This window comes from Bradyrhizobium genomosp. III (genome assembly GCF_000261705.1).
Classification (GTDB): Bacteria; Pseudomonadota; Alphaproteobacteria; order Rhizobiales; family Xanthobacteraceae; genus Bradyrhizobium; species Bradyrhizobium ottawaense.
Window position 1 is genome coordinate 53,789 of record NZ_AJQF01000047.1, and the last position, 13,273, is coordinate 67,061.

A 13,273-nucleotide genomic window follows, 5' to 3' on the forward strand; every position below is an offset into this window, starting at 1 on the left:
CATGTTGCGCCCAAATGATCCCGCCCAAGCGACCAATCCGACGCTCCCGTCGGTATCCCGACGCTTCTCGTTCGCCGCCCCACAACTCCGCGAGAGATACCTGATTGGGGCCCTCAGCGTTCTGACGCTGTCGGCACTCCTCGCTCCCGCGCTGCCCGCCGCCGCTTGGCACGTCCCGCACTTCGTCGACAGTCGCACCTGGCTCGGTGTGCCCAACGCCGGCGATGTGCTGAGCAATCTCGCCTTTCTCGCGATGGGCGTCTGGGGTTCGGAGCGGCTGCGCGCCCGCCATGATGCGCCTGTGGGTGCAAGTTGGCTTTTCGTCGGCCTGATCCTCACCTGCCTGGGATCTGGCTTCTATCACCTGGACCCCGACATGCCGCAACGCCTCGTGGCCGATCGTCTCGGTATGGCGGTGGCGTTCGCGGGCTTTCTGGGCATCGCAGCCAGTGAACGCATCAGCGTGCGTGCCGGCGAGGCGGTGCTGGTCCTGATGATGATGGCCGGCCTGTTAGCTGCCTGGGTGGCGCGCGAGAATCTCACGCCATGGGTGGTCGTGCAGTTCGGCGGCATGGCACTTGCCGTGGGACTGGCGTTGACGCGGCCGCGGCCTGGCGCGCTCGGCGTGCCGCTCGGTGGCGTGATCTTCTTTTATGTGCTGGCGAAGCTTTTCGAACTCGGTGACGCGCTCATTTTCGAAGCCACAGGGCACGTCGTCTCGGGCCACACGCTCAAGCATCTGGCCGCTGCCTTGGCGGCCTGGCCGGTGATCAGCACGCTCCGCAATCGTAGCGAGCCCGCGGCCGTGCGAAGCGCGGTCCGCTGACGTAACCCACCCTACGGGACTATGTTGCTCCGCCCCGTGCCCTCATTGAGCAGACACGCCACCTGATGCCCGTTGCCCGCATCCAGCAGTGCGGGCCGCTCAACCCCGCATCGCTCCATCGCATATCGGCAGCGGGTGTGAAACGCGCATCCGGGCGGCGGATTGACCGGGCTCGGCACATCCCCGTCGACCAGCGGCGCGAGCTTCTTCGCCAGCGGGTTGGCAACCGGCACCGAGGCGAGCAGCGCTTGCGTGTAGGGATGCCTGGGATTGCGAAACAGCTCGTCCTTGCCTGCTATCTCGACGATGCGGCCGAGATACATCACGGCGACGCGATGGCTGATATGAGCGACCACGGCGAGATCGTGCGCGATGAAGAGATAGGAGAAGCCGTGCTGACGCTGAAGGTCGATCAGCAGATTGATCACCTGCGCCTGGATCGAGACGTCGAGCGCGGACACCGGCTCGTCGCAGACGATCAGGCGCGGCTCGAGTGCGAGCGCGCGCGCGATGCAGATGCGCTGGCGCTGGCCGCCGGAGAATTGATGCGGAAAGTTGCGCATCTGGTCGGCTCGCAAGCCGACCTGCTCGAATAGCGTTGCGACCCGCGCATCCAGCGCCTTGCCGCTGGCGAGCCCGTGCACCGCAAGCGGCTCGCCGACGATGTCGCCGGCGGTCATGCGCGGATTGAGCGAGGCGAACGGGTCCTGGAAGACGATCTGCATCGAGCGCCGGTGCGGGCGCAGTGCCGCCTTGGACAGATGGGTGATATCCTCGCCTTCGAGGTGAATCTGGCCCGAGGTCGGCTCGACCAGCCGCAACACGCTACGCGCCACCGTCGACTTGCCGCAACCGGATTCGCCGACGAGCCCGAGCGTTTCGCCGGCATGAACCGAGAACGAGACGCCGTCGACCGAGTGCACGGTGCCGACTTGCCTGCGCAATACGCCGGCCCGCACCGGGTAGTGCTTCTTGAGGTTGGTGACTTCGAGCAGAACTTCGCTCATGCCACCTCCGCAACTTCAGCCGCACGCCAGCAGGCTGCAAGATGTCCGCCGCCCCAATCCGCAAGCGGCGGATATTCGGCCTCGCAGCGCTTGATTGCGAGCTTGCAGCGCGGTGCGAAGGCGCAGCCCTTCGGCAGCCGCACCAGCGACGGCACGGTGCCGGGAATTTCATTCAGCCGCGCCTGTGCCGGGACGCCGGCCGCCGGAACGGCCGGGATCGAAGCCATCAGCCCGCGCGTATAGGGATGCTTTGGCGCGGCGAACAGTGCCTCGACACTGGCCTCCTCGACCTTGCGGCCCGCATACATCACGATCACGCGCTGCGCCGTCTGCGCGACCACCCCGAGATCATGCGTGATCAGCACGAGCCCGGTGCCGAGCTCCTTCTGAAGGTCGAGGATCAGCGCCAGGATCTGCGCCTGAATGGTGACGTCGAGCGCGGTGGTCGGCTCGTCCGCGATCAGCAGCGCCGGCCGGCAGGCCAGCGCCATCGCGATCATCGCGCGCTGGCGCATGCCGCCGGAGAGTTGATGCGGATATTCCTTCGCGCGTCGCGCCGGCTCGGGAATGCGCACCAGGCGCAGCATCTCGACGGCGATATTCCGGGCCTCCTTGGCCGGGATGTTCCGGTGCAGCCGCACCGCTTCGACGATCTGGTCGCCGATCCGCATCACCGGATTGAGCGAGGTCATCGGCTCCTGGAAGATCATGGAGATGCGGTTGCCCCTGACGGCACGCATCTCCGCCTCATCCAGCGCCAGCAGGTCGGTGCCTTCGAGCGAAATCGAGCCGCCGACGATGCGGCCGGGCGGATCGGGCACCAGCCGCATCAGCGACAGCGCGGTGACGCTCTTGCCGCAGCCGGATTCGCCGACGATCGCCAGCGTCTCGCCGCGCTTCACGGTAAAGGAGAGGTCGTCGACCGCTTTGAACAAACCGGAATTGGTGAAGAACACCGTTTTCAGGTTCTTCACTTCGAGCACAAGGTTGGATTTGTCCGTCATCAGCCGCGCTGCCTCGGATCAAGGATGTCGCGCAGGGCGTCGCCGAACAGGTTGGCGCCGAACACGGCGAGGCTGATCGCAATGCCCGGGAAGATCACCAGCCACGGAGCGGTGCGGACATATTCGGCGGCGGACTCGGAGAGCATGCGGCCCCAAGACGGATAAGGCTCGGGAATGCCGAGGCCGAGGAAGGAGAGGGAAGCTTCCGTCAGGATGGTCGAGCCGAGCTGCGCGGTCGCGAGCACGATCAGCGGCGCCAGCGTGTTCGGCAGTACGTGGCGGAGCGCGATGCGCACTTCGCTCATGCCGATCGACTTGGCGGCTTCGATAAAGGGGAGTTCGCGCAGCGCCAGCGTGTTGGCGCGGATAACGCGCGCGACCGTCGGGATCAGCGGAATGGCAATCGCAATGATCACGTTCGGCAGCGACGGGCCGAGTGCCGCCGTCATCACCAGCGCCAGCACCAGCAGCGGCAGCGCCTGGAGGACGTCGGAGACGCGCTGGAACACGAGATCGACCCAGCCGGAGAGATAGCCGGAGGTCAGGCCGACGATGACGCCGATCGTGCCGCCGAGCGCGGTCGAGCCGATCCCGACCGCAAGCGAGATCCGCGCGCCGTGGATGATGCGGCTGAACACGTCGCGGCCGAAAGAGTCCGTTCCCATCCAGTGCGCCAGGCTCGGGCGGGCCAGAGCGCGGGCCGAATCGATCGACAGGGGATCATAGCGCGCGATGAAATCGGCGAAGATGGCGGTGAACACGAACACGGTCATGATGACGAGGCCAGCGGCGCCCAGCACATGCCGCTGTGCCAGATACAGCACGCGGCGCCAGCCACCGGTCGCGTAGGCGCCGGCGCGTCTCAGTTCAACGTCATAGTCGATCGCGGCCATGTGAACTCTATCTTCCCCCTCTCCCCGCCTGCGGGGAGAGGGTAGGGGTGAGGGGGGCTCTCCGCGGGGGAGGTGGGAGTTGGACTCGCGGAGACTCCCCCTCACCCGGATTGCTGCGCAATCCGACCTCTCCCCGCAGGCGGGGAGAGGTGAAGGAGAGCGCACATACTGTGTGAGAGAAGGTCATGCGGCTAATCCGTGTACCTGATGCGCGGATCGAACACGGCGTAGAGCATGTCGACGATGAAATTCGCGCTCACCACCACGACGGCGATCAGCATCACGAGGTTCTGCACGATCGGATAGTCGCGCCAGCGGATCGCCTCGACCAGGAAGCGGGCGACGCCGGGGATGTTGAACACCGTCTCGGTGACGATCAGGCCGCCGATCAGGAACGCCGCCTCGATGCCGATCACGGTGATGACGGGCAGGATCGCGTTCTTCAGCGCGTGCTGATAGTTCACGGCGGCATCGGAGGCGCCCTTGGCGCGCGCGGTGCGGATGTAATCCTGCCGCAGCACCTCCAGCATCGAGGACCGCGTGATGCGCATGGTCAGCGCCGCGCTGCGGAAGCCGACGGCGGCAGCCGGCACGGCATAGGTTGCGAACGCCTCGAGCCAGGTCTGCGGATTCGGATTGAAGATCGGCATCTGGCCGAACATCGCCACCGACGCCGTGAGGATGAGCAGGCCGAGCCAGAACGAGGGCAGCGACAAGCCGCTCAAGCTGACGACGCGCAAGGCGTAATCCAGCCGCGTGCCTTGCTTCACCGCGCTGATGACGCCGAGCGGAATGCCAATCGAGACCGAGAACAACAGCGCGAGGCCGGCGAGCCGCGCCGTGATCGGGATCCGCGGCAGGATCTCCTGCAGCGCCGGCTTCTCGGAGACGTAGGAGTAACCAAAGTCGCCGCGCAGAAAACCGCTGATCCAGTGCCAATATTGCACGATCAGCGGCTGGTCGATGCCGAGCTCCTTCTCCAGGTTGGCCTTGTCGGCGGGATCGACATAGCCGGCCGCGGCGAACAGGATGTCGACGATGTTGCCGGGCACGATGCGCAGCAGGAGGAAGATGACGATCGAGATCCCGAACAGGGTCACGAGCATCAGGAACAGGCGTCGCACCAGATAGGCAAACATCCTTCGCCCTCCGCGAGCCGCTACTCTTCAGCCTGCCGCGCTACTTGTCGAGCCACGCGTCCTCGTAGCGAAAGCCGTTATAGGAGCTGTTCGACATGATCGTGATGCCCTTGACGTAGGGCTGCCAGCAGGTGCCGGCCCGTGCATGGAAGATGATCGGACGGGCGACATCCTCCTGCAGCTTCTTGTCGATATCCCAGACCCGCGGCTTGCGCTTGCTGGTGTCGGTCTCCTGCGATTGCACGTCGAACAGCTTCTCGATCTCCTTGTTGCAGTAATTGGTGTAGTTCCGCTCCGAGCCGCAGGAATAGTTTTCGTAGAAGGACTGGTCGGGATCGTCGACGGAATTGCCGGTCAGATTGAGGCCGAGCATGTAGTCCTTGCGCGCGACTTTCGGGAACCAGTTCGCGGTTTCGACGACGTCGAGCTCGCCGTCGATATAGATGCTCTTGAGCTGGTCGATCAGGATCACGGCGGGGTCGCGATATTCCGCGAGATTGCGCGTCGAGACCTTCACCGCGAGGTGCTTGTCGGGGCCGTAGCCCGCCTTCTGCATCAGTTTCTTCGCTTCCTCGCGGTTCGCGTTCACGTCCCGGCCATAGCCCGGAATGGTCTCGAGCTTGTCCTTGGGCATGCCCCAGACGCCTTGAGGCAGTGGCAGCATGGTGCCGCCGATGTCGGCCTGGCCTTCGAACAGGATATCGACGAACGCCTTGCGGTCGAGTGCCATCGCCATCGCGCGGCGAATATCGATGTTGTCGAACGGCGCGGAGGTCGAATTGACGATGATGTTGGTCGAAACGTTGGTCGGCTCGACGACGCAAGTCGCGTTCGGCGCCTGCGACTTGATGTCCTTCAGGAGCGGGATCGTGATGTGCGTCGGGAAGGTCATGTCGAACTTTCCGGCGACGAAAGCGAGGATCGCGGTCGATCGGTTCGTGATGATCGTGTACTCGATGCCGTCGAGATAGGGCAGGCCCTTCTTCCAATAGTCCGGATTTCGCGTCAGCTTGATCGATTCATTGGCCTTGAACTCGACGAACTTGAACGGTCCGGTACCGACCGGATGCGTGCGCATGTCCGCGGGCGAGACGTGGCAGGGATAGATCGGCGTATAGCCTGACGCCAGCATCGCCAGCAGCGACGGTTGCGGCCGCTTCAGGTCGAAGGACACCTCGAAATCGCCACTCGTCGTGATCTCGTTGACTTCATTGTACCAGGCCTTGCGCGGATTTTGCCGAAGCTTCTGCTGCGATTTGCCCATCAGGAGATCGAAGGTGCATTTGACGTCGGCCGATGTGAACGGCTTGCCGTCATGCCATTTGACACCCTGGCGCAGCTTGAATGTCAGCTTCTTGTTGTCGTTGCCCCAGGACCAGCTTTCGGCCAGCTCGGGCCGGAGGGTATCAGGGCTGTTCTGCGCGATGTGCTGGTCGTAAATGACGAGATTATTGAAGACGCCCATGAACGGCACGTTGACCGAATAGGTCGCGCCCTCGAGGATCGATGCGTTGGCCGGGCTGTCGCGGTGATACATTCGCAGGACGCCGCCCTGCTTGGGCTCGCCAGCGAGCGTGGTGGTTGAGGCCGTCAGCACAGATAGCGCCGCCATTGCGGCGAGCGCCCACACGCTCCGCATGCTCATCCTCCCTGGACATCAGTCTTTTTGGCCTTTGCGGCCTGTTTGTCGCGACGATAGCACGCGAGTTGAGGGAGGCAACCGGTAAGGCCGCATGCCGCCTCGACAATTCGGATGACGGAAGGCCGCAGGTTATCATGCTCACGATGTGAGAGTGCAGGTGCGAAGAGATGGTCCCTGCGGTGATGTTGCGCGATGCAGAATCAACGAACTCACTGTCGTCCCGGACAAGCGAAGCGCAGTTCCGGGACCCATAGCCACAGGGAGACGTTTGGCGAAGACTCGGGGTGACCTGCTCGCGCTACGACTATTCCCTGTGGTTATGAATCCCGGGTTCGCGACTTCGTCGCGCCCCGGGACGACACCATTTGTTTGGACGAGTCTCGCGCATATCGCCCGCGAGCGGAGCGACGCCCTCACACGATCCTCGACGCCTTGTTTCCCCAATACCGGTCCCGCAGCAGGCGCTTGTACAACTTCCCCGTCGGCAGCCGCGGCAATTCCTTCTCGAAATCGACCGAGCGCGGCACCTTCTGCCGCGACAGCGATTTTGCGCAGAATGCGATCAGCTCTTCGGCGAACGCCTCGCCCGGCACGACATCAGGCATCGGCTGGACCACCGCCTTCACCTCTTCGCCGAGATCGGGATTGGGCACGCCGAACACCGCGGCATCGGCGACCTTCGGATGGGTGATGAGCAGATTCTCGCATTCCTGCGGGTAGATGTTCACGCCACCGGAGATGATCATGAAGGTGGCGCGATCGGTGAGGTAGAGAAATCGGTCGGCGTCGACATAGCCGACATCGCCGACCGTGCTCATGCTGCCGTCGGCCGAGCGCGCCTCCCTGGTCTTCTCCGGGTCGTTGAAATATTCGAACGGCGAGGCGGTCTTGAACCAGACCTGGCCGGGGGTGCCGGTCGGACATTCCCGCATGTTCTCGTCGAGGATGTGGAGATCGCCGAGCAGCACCTTGCCGACGGTGCCGCGGTGGCTAAGCCATTCCTCGCTGTTGCAGGCGGTAAAGCCGAGGCCCTCCGTCGCGCCGTAATATTCGTGAATGATCGGCCCCCACCATTTGATGATGTCGTCCTTGACCAGCGCCGGGCAGGGCGCGGCGGCGTGGATCGCGATCTCCAGCGAGGACAGGTCGTAGCGGCCGCGCACCTCCGCCGGCAACTTCAGCATGCGCGAGAACATGGTCGGCACCAGCTGGGTGTGGGTGATGCCCCACCGCTGGACGAGTTCGAGGTAACGCTCGGGATCGAAACTCTCCATGATGATCACGGTGCCGCCCATGCGGACCGTGAGGTTCACGGCCGCCTGCGGCGCCGAGTGATAGAGCGGGGCAGGCGAGAGGTAGACCATGCCCTCGCGGTAGTGCCAGAGCTTGGTGAGGAAATCGAACAGCGGCAGATTATGCTTCGGCGGCTCCTCCGGCAGCGGCCGCAGAATGCCTTTCGGCCGTCCCGTCGTGCCGGACGAATAGAGCATGGCGGTGCCGAGCCACTCATCCGCGATCGATGTTGCCGACATATCCGCGGTGACGTCCGCAAGTCCGACGATGCGCTCGCTCTCGCCGGGGCCGTCGGCGACGATGCAGAGCTTGATGTCGGGGCAGGCCTTGATCGCCTCGCGGGCGATGTCGAGCTTCGCCACCGAGGTGATCAGGATCTTGGACTGGCTGTTGACCAGCAGATAGGCGAGCTCGCCCGGCGTCAGGAACGAGTTGATGCAGGTGTAGTACAGCCCGGAGCGTTCGCCGGCGCCGCAGGCCTCCAGATAGCGCGAATTGTTTTCCATGAAGATCGAGTAGTGGTCGAGCCGCTTCAAGCCGTGCTTGCGGAACAGGTGGGCCAGCCGGTTGCTGCGCGCATCGAGCTCGCGATAGGTGACGGCCTCGCCTGTGGCCGCCATGATGAAGGCGGGCTGCAGCGGGCGTAGGCGGGCATGCTGACCTGGGTACATCTATCCTCCGGCTTTGATTTATGCGGCGAGAAGCAGGATTTCGCGCACCTGCGCCGGGCCTTCGATCTTGCGCGGGTTACGCGGGATCCAGTTGGTGCGCATCGCCTGCTCGGCGATGGCGTCGAAATGCTGCGGCGACACCTGCACCTCGGTGAGGCTGCGCGGCATGCCCAGCGAGCGGATGAAGGCATCGAGCACGTCGGCAGCGTCGTGGCCGGGAAAGCCCATGGCGGCCGCGACGATCATCTGCCGCTCGGCATTGGCGCTCGCATTCCAGCGCATCACCGCCGGCAGCATGATGCAGGACGTGTAGCCGTGCGGCACGTCGAAGGCCGCGCCCAGCACGTAGCCGATGCCGTGGCTCGCGCCCATGGGAACGCCGGCCGCGAGCGCGCCCATCGACAGCCAGGTGCCGATCTGCGCGTCCATCCGCGCGTCGAGATCGGCGGGGTCGGCTTTCACCCGCGGCAGCGCGTCGGCGAGCATGGCGAGGCCCTTCACCGCTTGCGCGTCGGCATAGGGATGCGTCTCGCGCGAGCAGATCGCCTCGACGCAATGGTCGATGGCGCGGATGCCGGTCGACAGGAACAGCCATTCCGGGGTGTGCACGGTGATCGCGGGATCGAGGATGGTCGCGCGCGGCACGGCGAGCGGATGCCGCAGCATCTGCTTCACATGCGCAGCTCGGTCGGTGACGCCCGCGATCGCGCTGAATTCGCTGCCGGCGATCGTGGTGGGCACGCTAACCTGGCGCACGGTTGGCGCCGTCATCTCCGGTGCGACGCCCTTGTGCACGCGGATCCGCTCGATGCCGTCGATATCGTCGATGCCGTTGGCGAGGCAAAGCTGCACCGCCTTGGCGCCGTCGGTGATCGAGCCGCCGCCCACCGTGACGATCAGATCGGCGCCGGCCCCGCGCGCCGCGTTGGTTGCCGCGATCACCGCCTCGCGCGGCGTGTGCGCCGGCATGGCATCGAACAGGCCGGCGCAGCGGGGGCCCAAAGCCTGCTTGATCTTCTCGATTTCGTCGGTCTGCCGGTTCAGCGTGCCCGAAACCATCAGGAAGGCGCGGCGCGTTCCCAGCCGGTCCATCTGCGCGACGATGGCCTCAGTTGCAGGATGGCCGAACACGACCTCCTCGATCGCGCCGAAAACGACACGTCCCTGGTGCACGCCAGCCCTCCCGGACAATTCGTCTTGTTTTTGTGAGGGCAATCTAGCCGAGCGGATGGCGTTCGTCATGTGCGAAGGCGCTGGCGCTCTTTCCCTTTCCCCGCGTGCGGGAAAGGGAAGGACGTTTCCATTCATGAGCCCGGCGAACAAAGTCCAATCGCAAACCTGCCGGCTATTCAGCGCGTGCCGGGCGGGTTGCCACCCCCTGTCAACCCGCCATCCGGTCAGGGCGCGCTTGGAGCCCTGCACGCGCTTTGGTCTTGAAGTGTTCATCAACTCCACCCATCTTGGGACGCCCGCGGGTAAATGCCTACCCTGCCTTTTCCGCGGCTTTTGGCATGAGGACGATGCGAGGACCTGGGATGGCTGGACCGGATGGAAGCGAGCGACTTGTCAAAAAGCACGAATTCGTCCAGCCGCGGCATTACGCACTCGCGGGCCTCCTCGTCGCTTCGTTCGCGCTCACCGGTTGCGGGCAGCCCACCTCGCAAGCGTCTGCGCCGCCGCCGGCGCCCGTGACGGTCGCCCAGCCGGTCAAGCGCACCGTTACCGATTGGGACGAGTTCACCGGCCGCTTCGAAGCGGTCGAGGAGGTGCAGGTGCGCCCGCGCGTCGGCGGCTTCGTCAACTCGGTCGAATTCCAGGACGGCGCCATCGTGCATCAGGGCGATCTGCTTTACGTGATCGACCCGCGTCCGTTCGAGGCGGTGGCCACGCAGGCGGAAGGGCAGCTGTCGGATGCACGGGCCAAGGTGGAACTTGCCAAGCGCGAGCTCGACCGCGGCCTCAGCCTGGTGCAGACCAGCGCGGTCTCCGAGCAGGTCGTCGATCAGCGCCGTCAGGCCCTGCAAGCTGCGCATGCCGCGGAGGTGCAGGCTGAAGGCGCGCTCAAAGCGGCCAGACTGAACATCGAATTCACGCATGTGACGGCACCGTTGACCGGCCGCGTCAGCCGCCATCTCGTCAGCCCCGGCAATCTCGTGCAGGGCAGCGACAATGGCTCTTCGACCCTCCTGACCTCCATCGTCACGCTCGACCCGATCTACGTCTATTTCGACATGGATGAGGCGACCTTCATCAAATACAGCAAGCTGTGGTTCGAAGGGCGGCGTCCGAGCTCGCGCGACACGGCCAATCCGGTGCAGGTGACGCTCGCCGGCGAAACCAAGCCGTCCCATGAAGGCACCATCAACTTCCTCGATAACCGGCTCGACGTTTCGACCGGCACGCTGCGCAGCCGCGCCGTGGTCAAGAATACCGATCTGTCGATCCTGCCCGGCCAATTCGGTCGCGTCCGGCTGATCGGCAGCGCGCCCTATGAGGCCCTGCTGATTCCGGACGTCGCTGTTGCGACCGACCAGTCCCGCAAGATCGTGTTCGTGGTGAAGCCCGACGACACCGTCGAGGCGCGTCCCGTGGTGCTCGGACCGCTGGACGACGGCCTGCGCGTGATCCGCGAAGGATTGAAGGCCGAGGATCGCGTCATCGTCAACGGCATCCAGCGTGCCCGTGTCGGTGCCAAGGTTGCCCCGCAGACTGCGCCAGCGCCGGCCGGTGGCAAGTCATGAATCTCGGTCGTCTCTCCATCAACCAGCCCATCCTCGCGATGGTGCTGTCGATCGTGCTCCTGATCGTCGGTGCGCTCGCCTACACCACGCTGCCGGTGTCCGAATATCCGCAAGTGGTGCCGCCGACCGTCGTCGTCACCACGCAATATCCCGGCGCCTCCGCGCAGACCGTGTCCGACACGGTCGCAGCTCCGATCGAGCAGGAGATCAACGGCGTCGAGGACATGCTGTATCTCTATAGCCAGGCGACCTCGAACGGCCAGCTCACCATCACCGTCACCTTCAAGCTGGGCACCGATCTCGACAAGGCCCAGGTGCTGGTGCAGAACCGCGTCGCGATCGCGCAGCCGCGCCTGCCCGAGGAGGTCCAGCGCAACGGCGTCACCACCCGCAAGAACTCGCCCGACATCCTGATGGTCGTGTTCATGCTGTCGCCGGACGACACCTTCGACCAGCTCTACATCTCCAATTACGCGCTGCTCCAGGTCCGCGACCAGCTGCTGCGTCTCGACGGCGTTGGCGACATCCAGATCTTCGGTGCCCGCGACTATTCGATGCGGCTGTGGCTCGATCCTGACCGGATTGCCAATCTCGGCCTGACCTCGGCGGAGGTGCTGGCCGCGATCCGCGCGCAGAACGTGCAGATCGCCGGCGGCCAGATCGCCGAGCCGCCGATCGCCGACCGCGCCTTCCAGCCGAACCTCACCTTCACGGGCCGCCTGAAGGACCAGAAGCAGTTCGAGGACATCCTGATCAAGGCCGGCTCGGACGGCCGCGTGGTGCGGCTGCGTGACGTCGCCCGCATCGAGCTCGGGGCGCTCGCCTACAGCACCAACAGCTTCCTGCTGCGCAAATCCGCGGTCGCCATGCTGGTGACGCAGCGGCCGGGATCGAACGCTCTCGCTACCGCGAAGAACATTACCGACACCATGACGAGGCTGAAGGAGAGCTTCCCGAAAGGCCTCGACTACAATATCGGCTACAACCCGACCGAATTCATCGCTCAGTCCGTCCACGAGCTGATCAAGACCATCTATGAGGCCATGCTGCTCGTCGTCATCGTCGTGCTGGTGTTCCTGCAGGGCTGGCGTCCCGCGATCATTCCGATCATCGCGATCCCGGTGTCGCTGGTCGGTACCTTCGCGGTGATGGCGGCGCTGGGCTTCTCGATCAACAACCTCACACTGTTCGGCCTCGTCCTCGCGGTCGGCATCGTGGTCGATGATGCTATCGTGGTGGTCGAGAACGTCGAGCGGCATCTCGAGCATGGCATGAGCCGGCGCGATGCCGCGCTCAAGACGATGGAGGAGGTCGGCGGCGCGCTGGTCTCGATCGCGCTGGTGCTCTGCGCGGTGTTCGTGCCGACCGCCTTTCTGGGCGGTATTTCCGGGCAGTTCTTCCAGCAATTCGCCGTCACCATTGCGGTTGCGACCGCGATCTCCTGCTTCTGCTCGCTGACGCTGTCGCCGGCGCTGGCCTCGCAGATCCTGGTGCCGCACGAGGAGAAGCGGGCGCCCGCGAGTTGGAATGTCATCGCGCGCGGCTGGAATGCCTTCACCGGCGTATTCAATCGCGTGTTCGACCGTCTGGCGCACGGCTATGCCGGCCTCGCCAATTTCGTGATCCGGCACTCGGTGGTGATGATCCTGATCTATGTCGTGCTGATCGGAAGCGCCGGCTGGTTGATCGCGACCACGCCGCAAGGCTTCATCCCGGCGCAGGACCGCGGCTACGTCATCGTATCCGTGCAATTGCCGGGCGCGGCTTCGCTGGCGCGCACCACCGAGGTCGTGCGCGAGATCGAGCGGATCTCGCTGGACACGCCGGGCATCGTTCGTGTCGCCGCCTTTGCCGGCTTCTCCGGTGCCACCCGCACACAGGCGGGCAATGCCGCCGCGCTGTTCCCGGTGTTCGACGAACCAGAGGCGCGGATCAAGAAAGGATTGACGGCCAACGCCATCACGGTCGAGCTGCGCAAGCGCCTGTCCGCGATCCAGGGCGCCTTCATCATCGTGATCCCGCCGCCGGCCGTGCCTGGCATCGGCACCGGCGGCGGC

The 13,273-nt window shown here is 64.9% G+C and carries 10 protein-coding genes; 3 read left to right on the plus strand and 7 right to left on the minus strand.

Going from position 1 to position 13,273, the window contains the following annotated elements; genetic code table 11:
* Position 1: 1 nt before the first annotated feature.
* The gene (locus IC66_RS0104725) at positions 2-826 is read left to right on the plus strand and encodes a hypothetical protein (RefSeq protein WP_038946822.1); all 825 of its coding nucleotides are present in this window, start codon (positions 2-4) and stop codon (positions 824-826) included.
* Between the two features lie 11 nt (positions 827-837).
* Here IC66_RS0104725 and IC66_RS0104730 read toward each other — a convergent pair whose 3' ends face one another.
* From IC66_RS0104730 to IC66_RS0104760, 7 genes are all read right to left on the minus strand, one after another.
* Positions 838-1,833: an ABC transporter ATP-binding protein gene (locus IC66_RS0104730; protein ID WP_038946823.1), complete on the minus strand. Its 996-nt coding sequence runs from the start codon at positions 1,831-1,833 to the stop codon at positions 838-840.
* Entirely contained in the window at positions 1,830-2,837 is a 1,008-nt protein-coding gene (locus tag IC66_RS0104735; protein WP_038946824.1) for an ABC transporter ATP-binding protein, read from the minus strand. The genes IC66_RS0104730 and IC66_RS0104735 overlap by 4 nt, the downstream gene beginning before the upstream one ends.
* Positions 2,837-3,730 (minus strand): ABC transporter permease, encoded by an 894-nt coding sequence (locus IC66_RS0104740; RefSeq protein ID WP_028139687.1) that lies wholly within the window; start codon positions 3,728-3,730, stop codon positions 2,837-2,839. Before IC66_RS0104740 ends, IC66_RS0104735 begins: the two co-directional genes overlap by 1 nt.
* A 191-nt stretch (positions 3,731-3,921) precedes the next feature.
* Entirely contained in the window at positions 3,922-4,869 is a 948-nt protein-coding gene (locus IC66_RS0104745) for an ABC transporter permease (protein WP_028139688.1), read from the minus strand.
* Between the two features lie 40 nt (positions 4,870-4,909).
* Positions 4,910-6,508, minus strand: a complete 1,599-nt coding sequence (locus IC66_RS0104750) for an ABC transporter substrate-binding protein (RefSeq protein WP_038946825.1) — start codon at positions 6,506-6,508, stop codon at positions 4,910-4,912.
* Between the two features lie 416 nt (positions 6,509-6,924).
* A complete protein-coding gene (locus IC66_RS0104755; protein WP_038946826.1) occupies positions 6,925-8,475 on the minus strand; it encodes an AMP-binding protein in 1,551 nt (516 codons plus the stop codon).
* Positions 8,476-8,493: 18 nt separating this feature from the next.
* Positions 8,494-9,648 carry an iron-containing alcohol dehydrogenase gene (locus IC66_RS0104760; RefSeq protein ID WP_038946827.1) on the minus strand — a complete coding sequence of 385 codons (1,155 nt, stop codon included), beginning with the start codon at positions 9,646-9,648 and terminating at the stop codon, positions 8,494-8,496.
* A gap of 362 nt (positions 9,649-10,010) precedes the next feature.
* Here IC66_RS0104760 and IC66_RS0104765 point away from each other — a divergent pair, with 362 nt between their 5' ends.
* Together IC66_RS0104765 and IC66_RS0104770 are read left to right on the plus strand one after the other, a co-directional pair.
* Positions 10,011-11,216: an efflux RND transporter periplasmic adaptor subunit gene (locus tag IC66_RS0104765; RefSeq protein WP_028139692.1), complete on the plus strand. Its 1,206-nt coding sequence runs from the start codon at positions 10,011-10,013 to the stop codon at positions 11,214-11,216.
* Positions 11,213-13,273: efflux RND transporter permease subunit (locus IC66_RS0104770; protein WP_038946828.1), on the plus strand; the 2,061-nt coding region annotated here is incomplete at its 3' end. The genes IC66_RS0104765 and IC66_RS0104770, both read left to right, overlap by 4 nt.